25 protein-coding genes are annotated in these 23801 nt (G+C 58.5%); 11 read left to right on the top strand and 14 right to left on the bottom strand.

Going from position 1 to position 23801, the window contains the following annotated elements:
• Positions 1–388: 388 nt before the first annotated feature.
• From GHN86_RS14860 to GHN86_RS14845, 4 genes are all read left to right on the top strand, one after another.
• Complete coding sequence (locus GHN86_RS14860) at positions 389–631, top strand: exodeoxyribonuclease VII small subunit (RefSeq protein ID WP_122782043.1); 243 nt, start codon at positions 389–391, stop codon at positions 629–631.
• The gene (ispA, locus tag GHN86_RS14855; protein ID WP_153378903.1) at positions 628–1515 is read left to right on the top strand and encodes a (2E,6E)-farnesyl diphosphate synthase; all 888 of its coding nucleotides are present in this window, start codon (positions 628–630) and stop codon (positions 1513–1515) included. The genes GHN86_RS14860 and ispA overlap by 4 nt, the downstream gene beginning before the upstream one ends.
• Before the next feature lie 131 nt (positions 1516–1646).
• A complete protein-coding gene (gene dxs / locus GHN86_RS14850; RefSeq protein WP_153378902.1) occupies positions 1647–3545 on the top strand; it encodes a 1-deoxy-D-xylulose-5-phosphate synthase in 1899 nt (632 codons plus the stop codon).
• A 71-nt stretch (positions 3546–3616) separates the two neighbouring features.
• The gene (locus GHN86_RS14845) at positions 3617–5461 is read left to right on the top strand and encodes a TonB-dependent receptor domain-containing protein (protein ID WP_153378901.1); all 1845 of its coding nucleotides are present in this window, start codon (positions 3617–3619) and stop codon (positions 5459–5461) included.
• 141 nt (positions 5462–5602) lie between these two features.
• Here the strand turns inward: GHN86_RS14845 and GHN86_RS14840 are convergent, their stop codons facing one another.
• From GHN86_RS14840 to nrdR, 10 genes are all read right to left on the bottom strand, one after another.
• Entirely contained in the window at positions 5603–6394 is a 792-nt protein-coding gene (locus GHN86_RS14840) for a cobalamin-binding protein (protein ID WP_153378900.1), read from the bottom strand.
• Entirely contained in the window at positions 6394–6813 is a 420-nt protein-coding gene (locus tag GHN86_RS14835; RefSeq protein WP_323369310.1) for an MFS transporter, read from the bottom strand. The genes GHN86_RS14840 and GHN86_RS14835 overlap by 1 nt, the downstream gene beginning before the upstream one ends.
• A complete protein-coding gene (ribA, locus tag GHN86_RS14830) occupies positions 6810–7427 on the bottom strand; it encodes a GTP cyclohydrolase II (RefSeq protein ID WP_323369309.1) in 618 nt (205 codons plus the stop codon). The genes GHN86_RS14835 and ribA overlap by 4 nt, the downstream gene beginning before the upstream one ends.
• A 272-nt stretch (positions 7428–7699) precedes the next feature.
• Positions 7700–8659, bottom strand: coding sequence for a thiamine-phosphate kinase (thiL, locus tag GHN86_RS14825; protein WP_153378898.1), 960 nt, complete (start codon positions 8657–8659; stop codon positions 7700–7702).
• A gap of 15 nt (positions 8660–8674) precedes the next feature.
• The gene (gene nusB / locus GHN86_RS14820) at positions 8675–9175 is read right to left on the bottom strand and encodes a transcription antitermination factor NusB (RefSeq protein ID WP_323369308.1); all 501 of its coding nucleotides are present in this window, start codon (positions 9173–9175) and stop codon (positions 8675–8677) included.
• Positions 9172–9648 carry a 6,7-dimethyl-8-ribityllumazine synthase gene (gene ribE, locus GHN86_RS14815; RefSeq protein ID WP_138738705.1) on the bottom strand — a complete coding sequence of 159 codons (477 nt, stop codon included), beginning with the start codon at positions 9646–9648 and terminating at the stop codon, positions 9172–9174. Before ribE ends, nusB begins: the two co-directional genes overlap by 4 nt.
• A gap of 91 nt (positions 9649–9739) precedes the next feature.
• Positions 9740–10831 (bottom strand): bifunctional 3,4-dihydroxy-2-butanone-4-phosphate synthase/GTP cyclohydrolase II, encoded by a 1092-nt coding sequence (gene ribBA, locus GHN86_RS14810; RefSeq protein ID WP_323369307.1) that lies wholly within the window; start codon positions 10829–10831, stop codon positions 9740–9742.
• 15 nt (positions 10832–10846) lie between these two features.
• Complete coding sequence (locus GHN86_RS14805) at positions 10847–11509, bottom strand: riboflavin synthase (protein WP_153386801.1); 663 nt, start codon at positions 11507–11509, stop codon at positions 10847–10849.
• 47 nt (positions 11510–11556) lie between these two features.
• Positions 11557–12690, bottom strand: coding sequence for a bifunctional diaminohydroxyphosphoribosylaminopyrimidine deaminase/5-amino-6-(5-phosphoribosylamino)uracil reductase RibD (gene ribD, locus GHN86_RS14800; protein WP_194286554.1), 1134 nt, complete (start codon positions 12688–12690; stop codon positions 11557–11559).
• On the bottom strand, positions 12687–13151 hold the full coding sequence (nrdR, locus tag GHN86_RS14795; RefSeq protein ID WP_194286240.1) for a transcriptional regulator NrdR: 465 nt from the start codon (positions 13149–13151) through the stop codon (positions 12687–12689). The genes ribD and nrdR overlap by 4 nt, the downstream gene beginning before the upstream one ends.
• 139 nt (positions 13152–13290) lie before the next feature.
• On the opposite strand from nrdR, the gene GHN86_RS14790 reads away from it, so the two are divergent.
• Together GHN86_RS14790 and trxA are read left to right on the top strand one after the other, a co-directional pair.
• Positions 13291–13740: a YbaY family lipoprotein gene (locus GHN86_RS14790; protein ID WP_153379929.1), complete on the top strand. Its 450-nt coding sequence runs from the start codon at positions 13291–13293 to the stop codon at positions 13738–13740.
• 61 nt (positions 13741–13801) lie between these two features.
• Positions 13802–14677, top strand: a complete 876-nt coding sequence (gene trxA / locus GHN86_RS14785) for a thioredoxin (RefSeq protein WP_153379931.1) — start codon at positions 13802–13804, stop codon at positions 14675–14677.
• 165 nt (positions 14678–14842) lie between these two features.
• Here trxA and GHN86_RS14780 read toward each other — a convergent pair whose 3' ends face one another.
• Entirely contained in the window at positions 14843–15193 is a 351-nt protein-coding gene (locus GHN86_RS14780) for a hypothetical protein (protein ID WP_153379932.1), read from the bottom strand.
• Between the two features lie 135 nt (positions 15194–15328).
• Here GHN86_RS14780 and GHN86_RS14775 point away from each other — a divergent pair, with 135 nt between their 5' ends.
• From GHN86_RS14775 to GHN86_RS14755, 5 genes are all read left to right on the top strand, one after another.
• The gene (locus GHN86_RS14775) at positions 15329–15892 is read left to right on the top strand and encodes a DUF2796 domain-containing protein (RefSeq protein WP_153379934.1); all 564 of its coding nucleotides are present in this window, start codon (positions 15329–15331) and stop codon (positions 15890–15892) included.
• 78 nt (positions 15893–15970) lie between these two features.
• Positions 15971–16681, top strand: coding sequence for an ABC transporter ATP-binding protein (locus GHN86_RS14770; protein WP_153379936.1), 711 nt, complete (start codon positions 15971–15973; stop codon positions 16679–16681).
• Position 16682: 1 nt separating this feature from the next.
• Positions 16683–17948, top strand: a complete 1266-nt coding sequence (locus GHN86_RS14765) for an ABC transporter permease (RefSeq protein WP_153379938.1) — start codon at positions 16683–16685, stop codon at positions 17946–17948.
• Between the two features lie 25 nt (positions 17949–17973).
• Positions 17974–18483: a DUF3299 domain-containing protein gene (locus GHN86_RS14760; RefSeq protein ID WP_153379997.1), complete on the top strand. Its 510-nt coding sequence runs from the start codon at positions 17974–17976 to the stop codon at positions 18481–18483.
• Positions 18484–18691: 208 nt separating this feature from the next.
• Positions 18692–19390 carry an OmpW/AlkL family protein gene (locus GHN86_RS14755; RefSeq protein WP_153379940.1) on the top strand — a complete coding sequence of 233 codons (699 nt, stop codon included), beginning with the start codon at positions 18692–18694 and terminating at the stop codon, positions 19388–19390.
• A 54-nt stretch (positions 19391–19444) separates the two neighbouring features.
• On the opposite strand, the gene GHN86_RS14750 is transcribed toward GHN86_RS14755, so the two are convergent.
• The 3 genes from GHN86_RS14750 to GHN86_RS14740 form a co-directional block, all read right to left on the bottom strand.
• Complete coding sequence (locus GHN86_RS14750) at positions 19445–20374, bottom strand: NAD-dependent epimerase/dehydratase family protein (protein ID WP_153379942.1); 930 nt, start codon at positions 20372–20374, stop codon at positions 19445–19447.
• The gene (locus GHN86_RS14745; protein ID WP_153379944.1) at positions 20367–21251 is read right to left on the bottom strand and encodes a sugar nucleotide-binding protein; all 885 of its coding nucleotides are present in this window, start codon (positions 21249–21251) and stop codon (positions 20367–20369) included. Before GHN86_RS14745 ends, GHN86_RS14750 begins: the two co-directional genes overlap by 8 nt.
• Before the next feature lie 133 nt (positions 21252–21384).
• Complete coding sequence (locus GHN86_RS14740; RefSeq protein WP_153379946.1) at positions 21385–23508, bottom strand: mechanosensitive ion channel family protein; 2124 nt, start codon at positions 23506–23508, stop codon at positions 21385–21387.
• Positions 23509–23801 lie beyond the last annotated feature (293 nt).

Here is a 23801-nt window from a genome sequence, read left to right as displayed (position 1 = left end):
CATGTTGAAAAGCATGCAAAGGCTAAAAGGGTTGTTCACTGCTCAAGACCGAGTCCATTCGTGTGGCGGGACCTTAGGCGATTGCTCAAAAGAAAAATGTCGGAACTTTCTGCAATTTCGAAGGAATATTCCTCAATCCGAAAAAAAAGCGATCCCCGCGGTTTGTAAGGCCCAATCGCACAAAGTCCTGACTTAGTTCCTACAATTTCCGAGGAAAACACAGACAAAGCGTTTAATAGCGACACGCAACCTTCTCACCGAAGACCAAAAAGGCTGGATTTAAAGAGAGACATCCCACACCCAGCCTTCGTGAGCAGCCTTCCGATTTGCCCCAAACCCCGGTGTCTGCTAGTGTCGGCCGGTTAAAAAGCCTACCGAGACCGCCGCTATGGCCCGCAAAAAAACGCCCCTTGACTTCGAACAATCATTGGCTGACCTGCAAACGCTGGTTGAGCGTCTGGAAAATGGCGAATTGTCACTGGAAGACTCCCTGACCGCCTTCGAACAAGGCATCCGTCTGACGCGAGATTGCCAAGGCGCACTGGCGCAAGCCGAACAGAAAGTGCAGATCCTGCTTGAGCGTGATGGTGAGCTGGCGCAAGAGCCCTTTGATGCGGAACAGCCCGAATGATTGATGCTTACCAGACCAGCAGCCAGGCACGTGTCAATGCGGCGCTTGAGCACTTGTTTGTGGCGCCGGCTCCTGAGCTGGCAAGGCTTTACGAGGCCATGCGCTACAGCGTGATGAATGGTGGCAAACGGGTGAGGCCGCTGTTGGCCTATGCAGCCTGTGAAGCACTGGGTGTCGCCCCCGAACACGCGAATGCCGCGGCCTGTGCGGTAGAGCTCATCCACGCCTACTCGCTGGTGCATGACGATCTGCCCGCGATGGACGATGACGATTTACGCCGTGGTCAACCGACCACCCATAAAGCCTTTGACGAAGCCTGTGCCATCCTCGCGGGTGACGGCTTGCAAAGCCTGGCGTTCAGCACTCTGCTCGACCCGCACCTCAATACACTGGACGCCGAAACGCGCTTGCGCATGGTCTCGGCATTGGCGTTGGCCGCAGGCCCGGCCGGCATGGTGGGCGGTCAGGCGATTGACCTGGGGTCGGTGGGTATCAAGCTCGACCGCACCGCACTGGAGTTTATGCATCGCCACAAAACCGGCGCCCTGATCGAAGCCAGCGTACAACTGGGTGCATTGGCCAGTGGTCGCTCTACAGCTACCGATCTGGTTGCGCTCAACCTCTATGCGAGGGCGATTGGTCTGGCGTTTCAGGTGCAGGACGACATTCTCGACGTTGAAAGCGATACCGCTACCCTGGGCAAACGCCAAGGCGCCGATATTGCCAGAGACAAGCCCACCTACCCCGCGCTGATGGGGATGGAAGGCGCAAAAGCCTATGCACTGGAGTTACGCGATCAAGCCTTGAACGCGCTGCAAACTTTTGACACAGCTGCAGACCCATTACGCGCATTGGCCCGCTATATCGTGGATCGCCGCCACTGACAGGCTGTAAATCCAGTTATTTCCGACAGCTTCTACTGCCAAGGTCTGACTAACGAATGCCAGACTGCGTGGGCAGGTTACGTTCCATGAGGTAAACTGCGGCCTCTTTTATATCTATAACGATTCGCCTGATGCCAACGACGTTTCAAGAGATTCCCCGCACGCGCCCAACCACTCCTCTGCTCGACCGGGCGGGCACGCCTGCGGGCCTGCGCCGACTGGCCGAAGCCGAGCTGGAAACGCTGGCCGATGAGCTGCGCCTGGAACTGCTCTACACCGTCGGTCAGACGGGTGGGCATTTTGGTGCCGGCCTGGGCGTTATTGAACTGACGATTGCCCTGCACTACGTGTTCGACACCCCGGATGACCGGCTGGTGTGGGATGTGGGCCATCAGGCGTATCCGCACAAAATCCTCACCGGCCGTCGCGAGCTGATGCACAGCCTGCGTCAGAAGGACGGCATTGCCGCCTTCCCGCGTCGTACCGAGAGTGAGTACGACACCTTTGGCGTGGGCCATTCCAGTACGTCTATCAGCGCAGCGCTGGGCATGGCCATTGCCGCCCGCCTGCAAAACAGCGAGCGCAAGGCGATTGCGGTGATTGGTGACGGTGCGCTGACGGCCGGCATGGCGTTTGAAGCGCTGAACCATGCGCCTGAAGTCGACGCCAACATGCTGGTTATTCTCAATGACAACGACATGTCGATCTCGCGCAATGTCGGTGGCTTGTCCAATTACCTGGCCAAGATTCTGTCGAGCCGCACCTACGCCAGCATGCGCGAAGGCAGCAAGAAAGTGCTGTCACGCCTGCCGGGCGCCTGGGAGATTGCCCGCCGTACCGAAGAGTACGCCAAGGGCATGCTCGTCCCCGGCACGCTCTTTGAAGAGTTGGGCTGGAACTACATCGGCCCGATTGATGGTCACGACCTGCCGACCCTGATCGCGACGCTGCGCAATATGCGCGACCTTAAAGGTCCGCAGTTTCTGCACATCGTGACCAAAAAGGGCAAGGGCTTCGCCCCGGCCGAAGCCGACCCGATCGGTTATCACGCCATCACCAAACTTGAACCTCTGGACGCGCCAAAAGCGGCCCCCAAAGCCGCCAGCGGACCCAAGTATTCGGCGGTGTTCGGCGAGTGGCTGTGCGACATGGCCGCAGCCGACCCGCGTCTTGTCGGCATTACTCCGGCGATGAAAGAAGGTTCGGACCTGATCGCGTTCAGCGAGCGCTTCCCGCTGCGTTATTTCGACGTGGCGATTGCCGAGCAGCATGCAGTCACCTTTGCCGCCGGTATGGCATGCGAAGGCGCCAAGCCGGTGGTGGCGATTTATTCGACCTTCCTGCAGCGCGGCTATGACCAGTTGGTGCATGACGTAGCCGTGCAAAATCTGGACGTCCTGTTTGCCATCGACCGTGCCGGGTTGGTGGGTGAAGACGGCCCGACTCACGCAGGCAGCTTCGACCTCTCCTACCTGCGCTGCATCCCGGGCATGGTCATCATGACCCCGAGCGACGAAAACGAATTGCGCAAAATGCTCACCACCGGGCATCTGTACAACGGCCCGGCGGCCGTTCGCTACCCACGCGGCACCGGCCCAAATGCGCCCATCGAAAAAACCCTTGAGCCTTTGGAAATCGGCAAAGGCGTCATTCGTCGCCAGGGCAATAAGGTGGCGCTGCTGGTATTCGGCGTGCAACTGGCTGAAGCCCTGCAAGTCGCGGAAAAAATCGACGCGACCGTGGTCGACATGCGTTTCGTAAAACCTATGGATGAAGCGCTGGTTCGCGAAATGGCTAACAGCCATGAGCTGCTGGTCACCGTTGAAGAGAACGCCATCATGGGCGGTGCGGGCTCGGCTGCCAGTGAGTTCCTGGCCCGTGAAAACCTGCTCAAGCCTGTGCTGCACCTTGGCTTGCCGGATGTGTACGTCGAACATGCCAAACCGAGCCAGATGCTGGCGCAGTGCGGTCTGGATGCGGCGGGCATTGAAGCCTCGGTGCGCGAGCGGATGCAGTTGCTGGGGTTGTAACAACCTCTCTCGTAGCAGCTGCCGCAGGCTGCTACAGGTTCAGTGTCAGCTGCAAACTCTATTGAGACACCATGAAACGCCTCGCACTGTTACTCGGACTGATCCCCGCCAGTCCTTTACTCGCCGAGACCCTTGAGCGCGAAAATGCGCTCAAGCTCCCGCAAACACTGATTACGGGCAACCGACAGGTTGAAGCGCGCTCGGACAGTGCCAGCGCTAACAGCGTGTTCACCCGTGACGACATTGACCGCCTGCAACCCACCAGCCTGACGGACCTGTTAAGCCGGGTTCCGGGTGTGCAAGTCGCACGCAGTGGCGGGCGCGGGGGTTTACCGGGGATCTATATTCGCGGCACCAAATCGGCGCAAAGCCTGGTGCTGGTAGACGGCCAACGCATGGCCAATGCCACGTCTGCGGACAGCAACCTGCAATACCTGAACATCGACCAGATCGAGCGCGTGGAAGTCCTGCGCGGCTCGCGCTCGGTGATCTATGGCAGCGATGCCATTGGCGGTGTGATTCAGATTTTCACCCGGCGAGGCGCTGATCAGGCCCCGCAACTGCGTCTGCACAGTGCCGTGGGCAGTTATGGCAGTACGCTGAACAGCCTCGGCATCTCCGGCGGCGATACGCAAAGCCGCTATAACCTGAGCGGCAGCCTCGAAAACACAGCGGGTATTAATCGCACCACCGTGTCGTACCCGGTGGATAACGACCACGACGCATATCGCAATAAATCAGTGAGTTTGAACCTCAGCCATACCTTCACCGACACCCTTGAAGTGGGCGTCAGTGCCCTTAAAAACACCGGCAAAACCGAGCTGGACGCCATGTTCGGACAAAAGGGTTACAGCGACTTTGATATCAGCAGTGTTGGCGGCTTTGTCGACGCACAAATCAACGACCGCTGGAACTCACGTGTCGAGTGGGGTCACAGCGAAAATCGCGAGAAAACCCGGGACAAACTGAGCCCGGATCATTACGCCTTCAATACCTATCGCGATTCGCTGAACTGGCAAAACAACCTGACACTCAATGACCAGCACAGTCTGATTGTGGGCGCCGACAGCTACGAAGACCGCGTGCGCAGCAGCACCGTTTTCGACGAAGACAGCCGCTGGAACCGCGCGGCATTTGTGCAACATCGCTTTCACGGTGATTACTTTTCCACCGAGCTGGGCGTGCGCCACGATCAGAACCAGCAGTTCGGCCGTCACAACACCTGGAGCGCCAGCCTGAGCGTGCCGCTCAATGTGGACAACGAGCTACTGCTGTCTTACAGCGAAGGGTTCAGGGCGCCGACCTTTAACGATTTGTACTACCCGCAATTCGGTAATCCGGCGCTCAAACCTGAATATTCGAAAAGTTACGAGCTGCAATGGCGCAGCCAGTTGACTGACAGCAGTCGACTGGAGACCTCGATCTATCGCACCGACATTCGTGATGCGATCGTGGCGGACGCCAATTTCATTCAGCAGAATATCGGAGCCGCACGGATCACCGGGTTTGAAAGTGCTTTGCATCAGGAGTGGTTTGGCTGGCAGAGCAGTCTGGGGGTGGCCATGATCGACCCACGTGATCGCGATACCGGCCACACCCTAAGCCGCCGCGCCCGGCGTACGTTGAGTCTGGATGTCGACCGCCAGTTTGACCGAATCGGCGTCGGAGCCAGCTGGCAGGCGGTGAGCAGCAGCTTCAATGACGATGACAATAAACAGCCGATTGGCGGCTATGGCTTACTGGGGTTACGCGGCAACTGGATCGCCAGCCCGGAGGTTCGGCTGGATCTGAAAGTCGACAACCTGTTGGACAAATCCTTTACTCGCGCACTCTACAGCTATGACGGCAACTACTACGGTTATCGCGAAGAGCGGCGCAACGTGCAATTGGCCGTGACCTGGACCCCGGCGTTGTGACCTCTAACCGTAGCAGCTGTCGAGGCACGAGGCGGCGTCCGGCGGCGTAGCCGTCGTAAAGCGTAAGACGAGGTGTGTCAGTGAGTTCCGGATCTCTGGCTTTACGATCGCTGCGCAATCGGACGTCGCCTTCGGCAACTGCTACGGGTTAAGTTGTTCACAAAGTTTGGCGGTCGCTTCAATCATTTGCGCACTTGGCCGCTCAAGGCCTTTGTCCTTCAACAACAGCAGACGTCCGTTCTTCACCGCATCCAGTTGCGGCCAGACCTTCCAGGCGTCCAGTTGCGCCTGACTGCCCGCAATGATCACCTCGGGATTACGCTGCAACACCGATTCGATACTGACTTGCGGCGCCGGGAGCTTGAGGTCGGCAAAGACATTGCTCGCGCCGCACACCGCTAAGGCGTCGCTGATAATCTGGCCTGCTCCTACGGTGTAGAGCGGCTGATCCCAGACTTGGTAAAACACCCGCAACGGTTTGTCGCGCCGGTACTCGGCTCGCAGTTGAGCGAGACGCTCGCGCAGCTGTGCTGCCACCGCTTGCCCGCGTTCTGGCCGGTTCAAGACGAGTGCCAACGCTTCAATCTGGTCGGCCAATTGATCAAGGTTGCTGGGCTGGGCGACGTAAGTGGGCAAGTTCAGCCGGTGCAGTTGCTCACGCTGAGCAGCCCCTACGCTGCCGGGCCAAAGCAGGATGAGATCGGGTTGCAGGCTGAGCAAACGCTCCATGTTCAACTGACCATAGCGACCCACCGAAGGCACATCCGCCAGCGCCGGTGATGACTCACCGGCATCCAGACGCCCCACCAGCAAGTCGGCAGCCCCCAGTTCGAGCATCATTTCCGTCAAGGACGGCGCCAAGCTCACCACGCGCGAGGCCGCCATGGCCGGGATGCCTAGCGCCAGCAGCATCACCGCCAGCCAGACTCGCATCAGCCGACCTGACGCGGGATGCGGTAGAGGTAAAACAGCAGCAGCGTGGACAGCACCAGCAGCAGCAATGGCACGCCTTCAAGGCCGACAAACACGGCCAGCGTGGCGATCCAGGTCGGCAGACCCGCCACCAGCAACGCCGGATAGCGCACGCGGGCGAGCGTCGCCCAGGCTGCAGGTTCTTGCGGGGTATCGAGGGATTTTTGCAGGGCGATCAACGCGTGTTTGTACGGGTTGAAGAAGCGCAGCGTGACAAACATGGAGGCAACGCCGGCGATGAAAAGCGGCATTTTCAGAAAGGGCAGCAAGGGAGCCGATTCGCCAAAAAGAAAGTTCGCCAACAATAGGGGCAGCAACGTAAGTACAAGCTGCTGCCACCAACTGAAGCTCAAACGTCGGCGAATCTGACCCCGGGTCACGCGGGATCGGCTTCGCTTTGATGCTGATTGCCCATCATGTGTCCGAGTTTGCTGGCTTTGGTCGCCAAGTACAGTTTGTTGTGCGGGTTGTGGCCCGTGTGCAGCGGAACACGCTCGGCCACGGTGATGCCCATGTCGGTCAAGGCTTTGACCTTGCGCGGGTTGTTGGTCATCAAACGCAGCGACTTCACACCCAGATGTTCCAGCATCGGCAGGCAGATGCCGTAGTCGCGCTGATCGGCAGCGAAGCCCAGACGTTCGTTGGCTTCTACGGTATCTGCACCACCATCCTGCAGCTCGTAGGCGCGGATTTTATTCAGCAAACCAATACCGCGGCCTTCCTGACGCAGGTACAGCAACACCCCACGACCTTCGCGCGCGATGGCTTGCAGTGCGGCTTCGAGCTGTGAGCCGCAGTCGCAGCGCTGGCTGAACAAGGCATCACCCGTCAGGCATTCGGAGTGGATGCGGCCCAAAACGGGCGCGCCATCTGCCACGTCGCCCAAACTGAGCACAACGTGTTCACGACCTGTGGCCTTCTCTAGGAAGCCATTCATGGTGAATTCGGCAAAAGGGGTAGGAAGTTTGCAAGCGGCAACAAAAGCGACGGGCACCGTGTGCTCCTGATCAATTTGAGGACTGGATATTCGCAGAGGCGGCATTGTAACAGGACGTTCCTACAGACGCTTAGGCTGAATTGTGGAGGATAAATATCAAAAAGTTTGATGGCTTGTTGCACTCGATTCCGTAGCAGCTGCCGCAGGCTGCGTCCCATTGCGAAGCGATCGTAGACCAGAGTACTCGGTTTAATAAATAGCCCGCGTCAGCTGACTTTACGACGGCTACGCCGCCGGACGCAGCCTGCGGCAGCTGCTACGTGGGCTGGTCAAACGCCGAAGTGCTGGTATCCGCGTACTGGCGCAGTGATGTCCTGACCTATGTCATCCACCAGCTGTACGCCCTGCCCTTCAACCACGCGGCCGATCACATGAATCGGCCAGCCATCCGCCAACAGGGTCGGCAGTTCCAGCGCGGGCAAGGTAAACGCCAACACGTAATCGTCACCGCCGCTCAACGCCGCCTGTTGCGCGGCGCTGTCGCCCAAAAACTCTTCCAGCGCCAGCGAGATCGGCACACGGTCCAGCTCAACCACTAACCCCACCTGCGACGCTGCCGCGATATGGCCGCAGTCTGCAAGCAGGCCATCGGAAATATCCAGCGCCGAGGTGGCTTTGCCACGCAGCGCCTGCCCGAGTGCCAGCTGCGGTTGAGGCGACCAGTAATGCGCCAGCAATGGCTCGCTGATCAACGGTCCGGCAGTTCGCTGGCTCAAAACCAGCGGCAAAGCGCCTGCTGCATTGCCCAACTCGCCACCCACGCACAGTAAGTCGCCCGGTCGAGCGCCGCTGCGCTTCAAGGCCTGACCTGTGGGCACGCGGCCAAAAACTGTCAGCGTCAGGCACAGCGGGCCACGGGTCGTGTCGCCCCCGATCAGCTGTAAGCCGCAGTGTTGAGCCATTACGTTTAAACCACGGGCGAACGCTTGCAACCAGTCGGCCTGAACCGTTGGGAGTGTCAGAGCAAGGGTAAACGCCAGAGGTGTTGCGCCCATGGCCGCCAAATCACTGGCCGCCACTGCCAGCGAACGCTGACCGAGCAAGAAAGGGTCGCATGGATCTGCGAAGTGCACCCCGGCTACCAGGGTGTCGGTGGAAATAGCCAGTTGTTCCCCGTGGGGAACATCCAGCAGGGCGCAGTCGTCGCCGATGCCCAGAGCAACCCCTTCGCCGCCTTGCGCACAGGGCGCGGCAGCGAAAAAATTGCGGATCAGCTCAAACTCGCCCATGGCAGACAGCGCTGATTAGCGCTTGAACGCCTTGACTTCAGCTTCACGCAGACGTGGCGCCAGTTTGTCGAGCACACCGTTGACGAACTTGTGGCCGTCAGTGGAGCCGAACACTTTAGCCAGCTCGATGCCTTCGTTGATCACAACGCGGTAAGGCACGTCGACACGCTTGATCAGTTCCCACGTGGACAGGCGCAGTACCGACAACTCAACCGGGTCGAGTTCTTCGATGGTGATGTCCAGGCAAGGAGCCAGTGCCGCATCGATCTCGCCTTTGTGCGCAGGCACGCCGTGCAGGATTTCACGGAAGTAAGCAGCGTCAACGTCGGAGAAGTCGTTATCGACGCGGAACTGCGCTTCGATTTCGTTCAGCGACTGCTTGGCCATGTGCCACTGGTACAGGGCTTGAGTCGCGAGCTGGCGGGCTTCACGGCGCTTGGCGCTCTTGGAAGGTTTGCCAGCGTCCGCAGGTTTCGGGTCGCGGGGGTTGAAACGATCGCTTTCGTCGGAAATCACTTGGCCTCCAACTGTGCCAACAGGCTAACCATTTCAAGGGCGGACAAGGCAGCTTCTGCGCCTTTGTTGCCGGCTTTGGTGCCGGAGCGCTCGATGGCTTGTTCAATCGAGTCAACGGTCAGCACGCCGAAAGCAACCGGTACGCCGAACTGCATGGACACTTGGGACAAGCCCTTGGTGCACTCGCCAGCCACGTATTCGAAGTGCGGAGTACCGCCACGAATCACAGCGCCCAGGGCGATGATGGCGGCGAATTCGTTGCGCTGGGCAACTTTTTGCGCAACCAGCGGGATTTCAAACGCGCCAGGTGCGCGGATGATGGTGATGTCGTTTTCGTTCACACCGTGGCGAACCAGGGCATCAACGGCACCACTCACCAGGCTTTCGACGACGAAGCTGTTGAAACGGCCGACTACTAACGCGTAGCGACCTTTGGGGGCGATGAAGGTACCTTCGATGGTCTTCAGGGTCATTCGGTATGTCTCGTATTAAAGAGCCAGAGCGCACTTGCGTGCGCTCTTTAAGGATATTGGGCCACGAATTCGGACTGGACACGACCGGTCTTTATTCGGAGGGCACGTATTCTACAACTTCCAGATCGAAACCGGATATGGCATTGAACTTCATTGGTGAACTCATCAGGCGCATTTTTCGCACACCCAGGTCACGCAGAATCTGTGAACCAGCACCGACGATGCTGTAGGTGGTCGGTTTTTTGGCCGGCACTGCATCTGCGGTTTCACGAATATGAGCCAGCAACACGTCGCCATCCAGCGGGTGCCCAAGCAGCAGCACCACACCGCTGCCCGCCTCTGCCACCGCGCTCATGGCGGCGCGCAGGCTCCAGCGGCCCGGCTGCTTGACCATCAACAGGTCACGCAAAGGGTCCATGTTGTGCACACGCACCAAGGTCGGTTCATCGGCGCTGATCTTGCCCAGGGTCAGTGCCATGTGCACATCGCCTTCGACTGAATCACGATAGGTCACCAGGTTGAATTGGCCCAGTTCGCTGTCCAGTGGCTGCTCGGCAATCCGCTGAACGGTACGTTCGTGAATCATGCGGTAGTGGATCAGGTCGGCAATGGTGCCGATCTTGATGCCGTGTTCGGCGGCAAACAGCTCCAGCTCAGGACGACGGGCCATGGTGCCGTCGTCGTTCATCACTTCACAGATGACGCCGCTTGGCTCAAAACCGGCCATGCGTGCCAGGTCGCAAGCCGCCTCGGTGTGGCCAGCACGGGCAAGGGTGCCACCGGCTTGAGCCATCAACGGGAAGATATGACCCGGGCTGACGATGTCTTCTGCTTTGGCGTCTTTGGCCGCTGCCGCCTGTACGGTGCGCGCACGGTCTGCCGCCGAAATGCCGGTGGTCACCCCCGTTGCCGCTTCGATGGAAACCGTGAACTTGGTGCCAAAGCCAGAGCCATTGCGCGGGGCCATCAGCGGCAGCTTCAGCAGCTCGCAGCGCTCACGGCTCATCGGCATGCAGATCAAACCACGGGCAAAACGCGCCATGAAGTTGATGTGCTCGGCCTGACAGCACTCGGCCGCCATGATCAGGTCGCCTTCGTTCTCACGGTCTTCGTCATCCATCAGGATGACCATCTTGCCTTGGCGGATGTCTTCAACCAGTTCTTCGATGCTGTTGAGCGCCACGCGGCACCCCCTTAATCAGGATTTGAGGTAGCCGTTGGCGGCCAGAAAACTTTCGCTGATGCCACCCGAGGTCGGCTCGGCGGCTTTGTCGCCCAGCAGCAGGCGTTCGAGGTAACGCGCCAGCAAATCAACTTCAAGGTTTACCCGGCGGCCCGGACGGTAATCGTCCATGATGGTTTCGCTCAGGGTGTGCGGAATGATGGTCAGCGAGAACTCGGCGCCATTGACCGAGTTCACCGTCAGGCTGGTGCCGTCGACAGTGATCGAGCCTTTGTGGGCAATGTATTTGGCCAGTTCTTTCGGCGCACGAATCACGAACTCAATGGCACGGGCGTTCTCTTCACGGGAGATCACTTCGCCGACACCATCCACATGACCGCTCACCAGATGACCGCCCAGACGCGTGGTCGGGGTCAGGGCTTTTTCCAGGTTGACCCGGCTGCCGCTTTTGAGGTCGTTGAACGCGGTGCAATCGAGGGTTTCGCGACTGACATCTGCGGCAAAACCGTTACCCGGCAGTTCAACGGCCGTCAGGCACACGCCGTTGATCGCGATGCTGTCACCGAGTTTGACGTCGCTCAGGTCGAGCTTGCCTGTGTCTACAGAAACACGCACATCACCGCCTTTAGGGGTCAATGCGCGGATGGTGCCGATGGATTCGATGATGCCGGTAAACATGGCGTTCCCCCTTGAGAACCAAGCCTGCGTTAAACGGAGGCTGAGAATTATACGCTCGCTGATGGCACAGGTATGGCAGTGACTCGCCAGTCATCGCCTACTGCGCGCATATCGGTAATTTTAAGCAACGGTGCTTCACTCATATGGTTCAGCGGCAGCTCAAGCAATGGTCGGGCGGTAGAGCCCAGGAACTTGGCCGCGACAAAAATCTGGTATTCATCCACCAGACCTTGCTCGGCAAACGCTCCCGCCAGGCTTGGCCCAGCCTCGACCAGCACTTCGTTGACACCCCGGGCGGCCAGCGCTTCCAACAGCTTGCGCAGGTCGACCTGGCCGTTGGCGCCGTGAATCACCAGGCATTCCGGCCCCGTACGGTACTGCTCGGCGGGCGGCACGCAGGTGGCGACCAGCGCCGGCCCGGCCTTGAAGAACGGAGCATCCAGCGGCACCCGCAATCGCCCGTCAATCAACACCCGCAACGGCGGACGGCTGAGGGCCAGGGCGGTCAGTTCCGGGCTCAAGCCCAGCTCGGGGCCGCGCACCGTCAAGCGGGCGCCATCGGCCAACACGGTGTCTGCACCGGTCAGCACCACGCTGGCTTGCGCGCGCAAACGCTGAACCGCCGAGCGCGCAGCCGGGCCGGTGATCCATTGGCTTTCACCATTGGCCATCGCTGTACGGCCATCAAGGCTCATCGCCATCTTGACCCGTACAAACGGCAGTCCGTGTTCCATGCGCTTGAGGAAGCCAGGGTTCAATGCCCGAGCTTCGTTCTCCAATACGCCGCAGCGCACGTCGATGCCCGCGTCTGACAGACGTTTCAGGCCACGCCCGGCGACTTCCGGGTTGGGGTCTTGCATCGCCGCAACGACCCGCGCCACGCCCGCATTGACCAATCCATCGGCACACGGCGGTGTATGACCGTGATGGCTGCACGGTTCAAGCGTGACATAAGCCGTGGCCCCACGGGCCAGCGCGCCCGCCGCCCGCAAGGCGTGCACCTCGGCATGGGGCTCGCCGGTGCGCACGTGCCAGCCTTCGCCGACAATCTGCCCGTCGCGCACAATCACGCACCCGACACGCGGGTTAGGGTGAGTGGTGTACAGGCCATTGCGCGCCAATTCGATTGCGCGGGCCATGTAATGGCCGTCCAGGACGGCTTGTTCAGTGGATACAGTCATTTGGCGGAAGGCTCTCGGGCAAGGCGGTCGATCTCTTCGCGGAACTCGTTAAGGTCCTGGAAGCGTCGATACACAGAGGCGAAACGGATATAGGCCACTTCGTCGAGCTTTTGCAGCTCAGCCATGACCAACTCACCGACGACAAGGGATTTGACCTCACGCTCACCGGTGGCGCGCAGCTTGCTTTTGATATGAGCCAGCGCGGCTTCAAGACGCTCGACACTGACCGGGCGCTTTTCCAGCGCACGCTGCATGCCAGCGCGCAGTTTTTCTTCATCGAACGGCTGACGGCTGCCGTCTTGCTTGATCAGGCGGGGTAATACCAACTCAGCTGTTTCAAAGGTGGTGAAGCGCTCACCACAGGCCAGGCATTCACGCCGGCGACGCACCTGATCGCCCTCGGCAACCAGACGCGAGTCGATGACTTTAGTGTCGTTGGCACCGCAGAAGGGACAGTGCATGGTGGCAGCCAACAAAAATGGGGAGCGCCATGTTAGCGCATCCCACTGGCAAGACAAGTCATAGGCTTTACGGTATACAGTCCGCCGACTATGTTTCACCCCATCAGTTACGCCGACTGACTTGCCGCTGGAGCCTTCTATGCCGCTACGAACGCTTGTTTTGCTGTGCCTCGCCAGTTTGCTGGTCGCGTGTAGCAGTGAACCGCCAAAACCCGTGCAGCCTCAAGTGCTGGCGGAACCCGAAACCGATGCGCCGAAAGACCTGGGCCCGCTTCCGGCTTATCAGCGTGAGATCAGCGGCGTACTGACCGGCGTACCGGCCGGTGCAGAGGTCGAACTGGCCATGCTGATCGTTGATGATCGCGGGCGCCCACAAGGCTTGATGGCCAGCAGCAAGATCACCGGCAATAATCAGGCGCTGCCGTTCAAACTGCGTTTCAACCCTCAAGCCTTCCCGGCGGGAGCACGGGTTGAACTGCGCGGGCGCGCCAGCCAGTCAGGGCAATTGATCCTGCACCTGCCTTCGCGGATTATCAGCCAGCCCTCGACCCAGGCCATGGGCACGTTGGCCTTCGTCAAAGCCCCCTGAACACACCAACCCGGCCTTGGGTTTATAGTTGCCTTAATTTTTACCTGCTTCGAGACACAACATGAATCAGCCAACACCTGCTTACAGCTTCGACGTGACTTCTGCAGACTTTGACAAACAGGTTGTCCAGGCGTCATTCGACCAACCGGTTCTGGTGGATTTCTGGGCTGAATGGTGCGCACCGTGCAAGGTGATGCTGCCGATTCTGGAACAGATTGCCGAGGACTATCAGGGCGAGTTGCTGCTGGCCAAGGTTAATTGCGACGTCGAGCAAGACATTGTCGGCCGTATCGGGATTCAAACCCTGCCGACCGTGGTGCTGTTTAAAGACGGCAAGGTGGTCGACGGGTTTCAGGAAGCACAGCCGGAATCCGCGATTCGCGCCATGCTCGCCCCCCATGTCGTGATGCCCGAACCCGCCGCAGAAGACCCGATGGTGCAGGCTGAAGCGTTATTTGCCGAAAGCCGGTTTGCTGACGCCGAGGCGGTGCTTAAAAACATCCTGACTGAAGACAACACCAACGCCAAAGCGCTGATTTTTTATGGTCGCTGCCTGGCCGAGCGTGGCGAACTGGCTGAAGCACAAGCCGTGCTGGACGCGGTTAAAAGTGACGAGCACAAAGCTGAGCTGGCGGGTGCCAAGGCGCAAGTCACCTTCCTGCGCCAGGCAGCCGACTTGCCGGATGTGGCTGACTTGAAAGCCCGCATTGCGCAAAACCCACAGGATGACGAAGCCGCGTATCAACTGGCGATTCAGCAACTGGCGCGCCAGCAATATGAGGCCGCTCTGGACGGTTTGCTGAAACTGTTTACCCGCAACCGTAGCTACAACGAAGGCATCCCCCACAAGACCTTGCTGCAAGTGTTTGACCTGCTGGGCAACGATCACCCGCTGGTCACCACTTACCGCCGCAAGTTGTTCGCAGCGCTGTACTAAACCCACCGCCACGTAGCAGCTGAGGAGCGAAGCGAGGCTGCGTCCGGCGGCGCAGCCGTCGCAAAACCAGACACCTGCTGCGTGTCTGGTAAATCAAGCAATCCGGGTTTACGACCGCTTCGCGCTCGAACGCAGCCTCGCTACGCTCCTCAGCGGCTACAAAGATTAGGGTTGCCGGTCAATCCAGCTATAAATCGGTGAATCGGCACCACTGACCACCTTCACCTCGGCGCAGTGGCGCAAGCGCACCAACAAGCGCTTGCCGGCGCCGGTGCTGCCGGTCAGGGCTTCAAGCTGCCCAAGCAATTCTGGCCCGCTCAGTTGCCCGGCTTTACGCAGCAAGTCCTTGGTAGTTTCCCAGACCGCATCGTCCTGACTCACCGGCTTGGCGGGCGCCGGGCTGGTCGGCGCTTCGCTGACCTGCAACTGCGAGCCCAACTTCGCCCAATCGCTGTCATCCAGCTCCACCGTCAAATCCACCGGCCAATCGCCGATCATGCCGCGAATGCGCACCATCACTGCCACTCCAAAAGTTTCATGAAGCCATGCTCCCACGCGTCTTGCGTAACGCCAAGCACGCAGGCAAACTCCCCGCCAATGCTGTTATAAGATCACATAACAATTTATTCATCCTTTCGCTGGAGTCTTGCTATGCGCCGTTTGCTTCTTGCCTTGCCTTTTGCCTTGTTACCACTGGCCATGGCGCATGCCGCCGACGCGCATGATCACGACCACGAACACGGCAGCTTGCCACCTCATGAACATGGCGTCGGTAGTCTGAACGTCGCTCTGGACGGTCAAACCCTGGAACTGGACCTCGACGGCCCTTCGATGAATCTGGTGGGATTCGAGCACGTCGCGACCACTGATGCGGATAAAGCCAAAGTTGCTTCAGCGCGCCAGCAACTGGAAAATCCACTTGTGCTGTTCAGCCTTCCAAAAGCCGCTGGCTGCACAGCCGATGCTCAAGAATTGAAGAGCCCGCTTTTTGATCCTGCACCTGAAGAAGGCGCGGCCAAAGGCGAACACCACCACAGCGATATCGAAGCGCATTACGCCTTCACCTGCAGCCAGCCGGACGCTTTAAAGACGCTGGATCTGACTCAATTCTTCAAGACGTTCCCCGGCACTCACACAATCAAGGTACAACTGATCGGCAGCACCGGGCAGCAATCGGTAGAAGCAACACCGAAAGCGCCGACATTGAAGTTTTAAGCAAAAGCGCAGGTGTCGTCGTGGCCACAGGCTGCGACGGCCTAATGTTTACCCCATTGCAGGCGACAGTCTTTACCCATGACCCAAGCGCTTATCGAACTCGCCAACTTGAGTTTCAGCTGGCCGGGACACCCCGTGTTGCTGGATATTCCGTCCTTTCGCCTGGAACCGGGTGAAACCCTGTTTCTCAAAGGCCCTAGCGGCAGCGGCAAGACCACCTTGCTGGGTTTGCTGGGCGGCGTGCAAAAAGCCAACAGCGGAACCATTCGTTTACTGGGTCAGGAGTTGAGTGAACTCGGCTCTGGTGCTCGTGATCGTTTCCGGGTCGACCACACGGGCTATATCTTTCAGCAATTCAATTTGCTGCCGTTTTTATCGGTGCGCGAAAACGTCGAACTGCCTTGCCACTTTTCCAAACTGCGCGCCAGCCGCGCCCAGCAACGGCATGGCAGTGTGGATAAGGCTGCGCAAACCCTGTTGGCGCATTTGGGCCTTAAAGATCCAAACCTGCTGGAGCGTCGCGCCGATTCCCTGTCTATCGGCCAGCAACAACGAGTGGCCGCCGCCCGCGCGTTGATTGGCCAACCTGAACTGGTTATTGCTGACGAACCCACCTCAGCCCTCGACGCCGACGCCCGTGAAGCGTTTATCCAGCTGCTGTTTGCCGAGTGCCGCGACGCAGGCGCCAGCTTGCTGTTTGTCAGCCACGATCAAAGTCTGGCGCCGCTGTTCGACCGCAACCTGTCGTTGTCTGAACTCAATCGCGCCGCCACACCGGCAGAGGTCTGAGATGTATTTGTTTCGTCTTGCGATGGCCAGTCTGGCCAATCGACGTTTTACCGCGCTGCTGACCGCGTTCGCCATTGCCCTGTCGGTCTGCCTGCTGCTGGCCGTGGAGCGGGTGCGAACCGAAGCCCGCGCCAGCTTTGCCAGCACCATCAGCGGCACCGACCTGATCGTGGGTGCGCGTTCCGGCTCAGTGAATTTGCTGCTGTATTCGGTGTTCCGCATCGGCAATGCCACCAACAACATTCGCTGGGATAGCTTTGAACACTTCGCCAATAACCCGAAAGTGAAATGGGCAATCCCCATGTCACTGGGCGATTCGCACCGTGGCTATCGGGTGATGGGCACCAGCGAGGCTTATTTCGAGCACTATCAGTACGGCCATCGGCAAAACCTCGAACTGGCCACGGGACGGCCCTTTGCCACTGACCCCTTTGAGGTGGTGTTGGGGGCCGAAGTAGCTGAGGCCCTGCATTACAAACTGGGCGACAAGCTGGTACTGGCCCACGGCGTGGCGGCCATCAGCCTGGTCAAACATGATGACAAGCCGTTCACCGTGGTCGGGATTCTCAAACGTACCGGCACGCCGGTCGACCGCACGCTGCATATCAGTCTGGGCGGTATGGAAGCGATTCATATCGACTGGCACAACGGCGTGCCAGCCCGCGGCGCGGGACGTGTCACGGCGGATCAGGCACGCAACATGGACCTGACGCCACAAGCCATCACCGCGTTTATGCTGGGTTTGAACAGCAAGATTTCGACCTTTGCCTTGCAGCGTGAAATCAACGACTTCCGCGGCGAGCCGATGATGGCCATTTTGCCCGGTGTAGCCCTGCAAGAGCTGTGGAGCCTGATGAGCACCGCTGAAAAGGCGTTGTTCGTGGTGTCACTGTTTGTGGTGTTGACCGGCTTGATTGGCATGCTCACCGCGATTTTGACCAGCCTCAACGAGCGTCGCCGGGAGATGGCCATTTTGCGCTCCGTCGGCGCCCGGCCTTGGCATATCGCCACTTTATTAGTGTTCGAAGCCTTGGCCTTGGCGTTGGCTGGAGTCGTGGCAGGTGTTGGCTTGCTCTACCTGTGCATCGCGGTGGCACAAGGCTATGTGCAATCGAACTACGGGATATATTTGCCGCTGTCCTGGCCAACTGAATATGAATGGACCCTGCTCGGCGGTATTCTGGCGGCCGCCCTGTTGATGGGCTGCGTGCCCGCATGGCGCGCCTACCGACAATCGCTGGCCGATGGTCTGTCCATTCGTTTATGAGCCTGGATTTATGAAGATGCCCGCCCTGTCCCGCGCGCTGCTTGCCCTGCTGCTGTTGATCGCCACGCCTGTGTGGGCGGCTGAGCCGAAGGAGCTGACCTGGTCGGAAATGATCCCGCCGGACGCAGCGCCCGAAGTGCCAGACATGGCGCCGATGCATGACCTGTCACAGATGGGCGATATGGAGTCCGCTCCGGCGGCCAAACAGGACTTGCCCAATGCGCCGGTGGTCACGTCGCTGGACGGCCAACTGATTCGGTTGCCGGGCTATATCGTGCCGTTGGAAGTCAATGAGGCGGGCCGTACGACCGAGTTTTTGCTGGTGCCATACTTTGGCGCCTGCATTCACGTGCCACCGCCGCCCTCCAATCAGATCGTACATGTGACCAGCAAGGCCGGGGTTCAGGTGGATGAGCTGTATCAACCGTACTGGATTGTCGGGGCTTTGCAGGTCAAGGCCAGCAGCAGCGAGCTGGCAGACGCGGGGTATCAGATGGATGCACAGAAAATCGTTGTGTATGAGTTGCCTGAATAACCCTCACCCCAACCCTCTCCCAGAGGGAGAGGGGGCTAGATCGAAGGTGTGGCGCTAATCTGCTTTTGACTTTAGTCCCCTCTCCCTGGCATTTAACTTTTAACGAATTTTTCACAACTTTACCTTTTCATGAGCCAAGTCAACTTAAGTGCACCTTTCGCTCATTACCATTGGTTATATAAATTTTAAATATCCCAATGGAGCTCCAATGCACAAGTCCTTGCTCAGCGTCGCTGCCCTAGCGCTCGCTGTTGTCGCGCCTCTGGCTCAAGCACACACGGAAGGCGACATCATCTTGCGTGCCGGTGCTATCACGGTTAACCCGAAAGCCGACAGCTCCAGCGTCAAGGTTGATCAAGGCCCGTTGGCGGGTGCCGATTTGGGCGGTAAGGCGACCATGAGCAGCGACACCCAATTGGGTCTCAACTTTGCTTACATGATCACTGACCATGTGGGTATTGAATTGCTGGCAGCTACCCCGTTTGAACACGACGTCAAACTCAAAGGTACAGGCCTCGCGGCGGCCAACGGCAAGCTGGGCAGCCTCAAGCACTTGCCTCCAACACTGAGCGTTGTGTATTACCCGCTGGACCCTAAATCCGTCTTCCAGCCTTACGTCGGCGCCGGCATCAACTACACCTGGATCTACGACGAACACGTCGGCAGCAGCGCCAGCGCAGCAGGCTTTGACAACTTCAAGGCGAAAAACTCGTGGGGCCTGGCCTGGCAGATCGGTGCGGACTATATGCTGACCGATAACATCATGATCAACGCCCAGGCGCGTTATATCGATATCGATACCCGCGCGACGGTAGAAAACAACGCCGTTGCCCCAGGCACCCGTGCCAAGGTCAACGTAGACGTGGACCCGTTCGTGTACATGGTAGGCATCGGTTACAAGTTCTAAATTAGCCGTAAAAAAAAGCGCCGGTGACAGGCGCTTTTTTAATGGGCGGGTGGTTTATCGACCAAGCAATCGGGCCAGCCCTTCACTCATGGGCGTCGTTTCACCCAGTGTAAAACGCTGCAACAGACGGCTGTTGTCAGCCCGGGAATGCCGGATGTCACCCGAACGGGCCGGGCCATAGCTGATCGGTGGCAACGCTCCCACCACCTCGCCCAACGCTTTAAGCATTTGGTTGAGCGTAGTGGCTTTGTTCAAACCCACGTTCACCGCACCTTCCTCAACGTCTGTGGCCTCGATGGCTTGCATCAGAATGTTGACCAGGTCACCCACGTACAAGAAGTCACGCGTTTGCTCGCCGTCGCCAAAAATGGTGATGGGCAAGCCCTTCACCGCGCGCTCACTGAAAATACTGATCACGCCCGAGTAAGGCGATGACGGATCCTGACGCGGGCCGAAGATGTTGAACAGGCGAAAAATCACCGGTTCCAGACCGTGCTGACGACGGTAGAAATTCAAGTAGTACTCACTGGCCAGTTTGTCCGATGCGTAAGGTGTCAGCGGGGCTTTGGGCGTGTCTTCAGCGATCGACTCACCCTCACCGTTATTGCCATAAACCGCCGCACTGGAGGCAAAAACAACCCGTTTGACCCCGGTCTGGCGCATGGCTTCGCAGACATTCAAGGTGCCAATGAAATTACTTTGATGGGTACGCACAGGGTCGTCTACCGAGGCTTGTACCGAAGCGACTGCCGCCAGATGAACCACTGCGCTGCAACCGTTCATGGCCTTGTGGACCAATGCTGCGTCCGCCACGTCACCTTCGATCAGCTCGACCTTGGGATTATCCAGCGGCAGGTTGCTTCGTTTGCCTGTGGATAAATCATCGAGAATTCGAACGGCGTAGCCTTTGGCCAACAATGCATCAACCAGATTGGAACCAATAAATCCGGCGCCGCCAGTGACTAAAACGGGTGCATTAACCATGACGATAAAACCTGTCAAGTAAAGTCGGAAGCGCCGCACGCCAGGCGCGGGGCTTGATTCCGAAGGTGTGTAGAATTTTTTTGCAGGCCAGCACGGCATGTTGCGGCTCTTGAGCCGCGTCCGGGCACGCTGCGTGAGCCTGCGGCGTTGGGCTTTCGATGGCCAGTGGATGCAAATTGCGTGCTTCGGTCAAGATCGCTTGCCCCAACGCCAGCGGGGTTGTCGCCTCATGCCCGGCGTAGTGATAGGTGCCCCAAAGCGGCGCCGCACAATCGAGCTGTTTGAGCACAGAGATAATCACCCTGGCAGCGTCATCTACTGGCGTAGGATTACCGCGCCGATCATCGGCCAGAAACACTTCGCCCGGCTTTTCAGCCTGGGCAAGAAAGCGCCCCAGCGTGCCATCGGGACTGTCATCCAGCAGCCAGCCAAAACGCAGCAAAACGTGTTGCGGGCAAATGGCCCTTACGCTTTGCTCAATACGCCACAAGGCCTGACCGCGCAACCCGAGCGGAACAGGTTCGTCCTTTTCGCTATAGGCCGTTGCCCGCGAACCATCGAACACGCGATAGCTGGAGGGTTGCAACAAAATGATGTTGTGATGCTGGCACAACTCAGCCAACCGCTCGACAGAGCGCTCTTGAGCCGCGAGACGAGTCTCGTCCACGGTCTGCGCCTGGAACCAGTCGAAGTAGTAAGCGAGGTTAATTACCGCATCTGGACGGGTGTCATCAAGCAGTTGGGTGAGGCTTGCAGCGTCCCAGCCGTCTTGCGGCGGACGCGGGGCGAGGAAATTAATGTCTTCCTCGGCACCCTGACGGATCAGCGCCTGCCCGAGAGCATTTCCGCCGCCCAGTAACATAAGGCGCATTCGCATAGAGTGTGCAGGCTCAGTCTATTCAAACGGTGATATATACCAGAAACCAACCTTGAAAACCGTTGGCCGTGATCAACAATTGCGCATTTTGCGGGTTTATCCGCCTGTCGTCACTGACAAACTGCGCATTGGCTCATTGACCCTCGCTCCGGCTGCCGGGCATGTCTGTCAGTAGCACTGTAGACCGCGCTTGTTGAGCCACGGGTGCCGTGCCCTCCCCCGCCTCGCGAACAGGAAGCAAAAAGCCCTGTGGATAATGTTGCGCAAAATGCACTTCACTCGATTTATCCACAAGCTTTTTGACTCGGTCATTGAATGCACGGCTCACGCTGTTTTGCGCGCCGGACACGGTTCGAAATTGCGCCGTAATGGTCACGCCGTCGAGGGTCATGCTGTCGACCCCGAAGATGGTCAGCGTGCCTTGCAAACTGAGGCTTAATAAAGGGTCATTGCTGATCTGCTGTCCTGCTTCGCGGATCAGCTCTGTGGCCTTATCCATGTCGGTGTCATAGGTAAACTGTACGGAAAAATAAGCGTATGCAAATTGCCGGGAATGGTTAATGACGGCCTTGATCTGTCCAAAGGGTACTGAATGAACAAACCCCCGAGAGTCGCGCAGACGCAGGGTCCGAATGGTCAGCCCTTCCACCGTGCCAGCATGGCTGGAATCGACCACCACCCAGTCACCGACCGAGATGGTGTCTTCAATAATAATGAAAAGACCCGTAATCACGTCCTGCACCAGTTGCTGTGAACCGAAGCCTATGGCTAAGCCGATGACGCCGGCACCGGCCAGAAAAGGCGCCACATTGACACCCAGATTGGCCATGGTGGTGATGGTGCAGACCACCACCAGAATCACTTTGATCGCGTTACGCATCAACGGCAGGATGGTTTTGATCCGCGTGCTGGGCGCATGAGAGCCGCGTCGCGGGTTCGCAGGCTCCAGTGCTTGCTGGATGGCCGTATCAAGCACCACCCAGGCCAACCAGGTCACCAACAGAATCAGCAGGATATGCCCGAGTGAATCGCTGATGACTTTCCCGGTACTGCTGTCTGAAGCAAAAGCCAGCAAGGAAAAACCCCATATTTGCGCCAGCAACTCGATAAAGGTCACCGCCAGCGCCACCCGCAACAAGGCGTAGATCACACTCACAAAACGCTCTTTATAGGCGCCCGAACGCTGCGCCCGGGTACGAAACCAGTGGTGCAGAATCGTACTCATAAACACCGTACCGATCAGCAGACCCGAGGTCAGCAAGGCATTGCGCAGCGCACGCTCACTGCCTTCGCCGACCCCCAGCAAATTGAGCGCACTGACCAACAGCATCAGCAAAATCGGCCAATACCACAAAACCGAAAAAATCCGTAAGGACTCCTGCAAAGCGGGTTGCCCGAGACGCTGCGCCAGCGCACGGTTGCGAATCAGGTGGGCCACGGGCCGCCTCAGTTTGATTGCAAGGTAGGCAAAAAAACCACAGGCCAGCAACCCGGTAAGCACCGAGAGACAGCTCGCCAGGTCGCGACCGATCTGCTGCGCCATCAGCGGACTGCTCATTGCGTCACTCAGCGCTGCAAAAAAACCGATCAGAAACAGCGAGCGTGCCGAATATTGGCGAATAATCTGGACGGCACGCCGCTTGTGCCCAACGTCAAACAAGGTGCTGAGTGACAGCACCAGCGCCGCACAAAACACCCCACCACTGCCGGCATACGCCAGGATCAGGCCAAGCGAACGACCCAGGGTGTCTTGCACAAAACGACTGGCATACAGCGTCAGCATCAAGGTCAGTAGCGCTGGAAACAGGTACGGCACGGCATAACTCACAAGCGCCTGTATACGCGGCCGGGTTTCGATCAGTCGATGGTTATCGATGTAGCGGGCCAGTAATCGACCTGCCAGCATCAACCCGAAAAAAACACCCAGCCCGATCGCCGACAACAGTACGAAGTCACCCATGCTGCTCCAGGACGGCTGCCTAAATGCCTGCTCGACCAACGCCCCGGCCTCATCAGCCGCTTTCTGGCTGCGTACACTCCAGGTATCCAGCAGGTCCACGCTCAAGCCCAGTTTGCCCTGTACCTCATCCATGCCGGCACCCAAAGCACCCAGCAGCCCACCATCGACCAACACCGGAGGCTTGCCGTCGGTCTCTTCAGCTTTGATAACAGAGGCCAGGGTGGGTGCCGCTTCAAGCATGCCGTTGCCCGAGAGCAACAGTAGGAAGAACACAATGACTGCTTTGAAATTGGACAAACCCGGGGGGCCTCCTGAACATCTTTGATAAACCAACCGTAACGAAATGAAGAGCTTCGATACGGAGCGCGCCTGCACTTTCGATCCAGTGCAGCGTAGTCAATGACACGTCAGGCGCCAGAAATAATCGGCCTAGACCTGCCTGATGTCGTCACGCTCAATACACATCTAGACAAAATGTATAACCCGAAGATCAGGCATCAGAAACGTTACAAGCATGGCGGTTGCAGGAGCTGAGTGCAACACGGTTATTGAATTGACGCAGGAGCATCATATTGCATAGCCAAGGCTTT

It is taken from the genome of Pseudomonas helleri (assembly GCF_009600315.1).
GTDB lineage: Bacteria > Pseudomonadota > Gammaproteobacteria > Pseudomonadales > Pseudomonadaceae > Aquipseudomonas > Aquipseudomonas helleri_A.
Note: the sequence above shows the minus strand (reverse complement) of the source record. Positions and strands in the feature narration are given on the sequence as shown.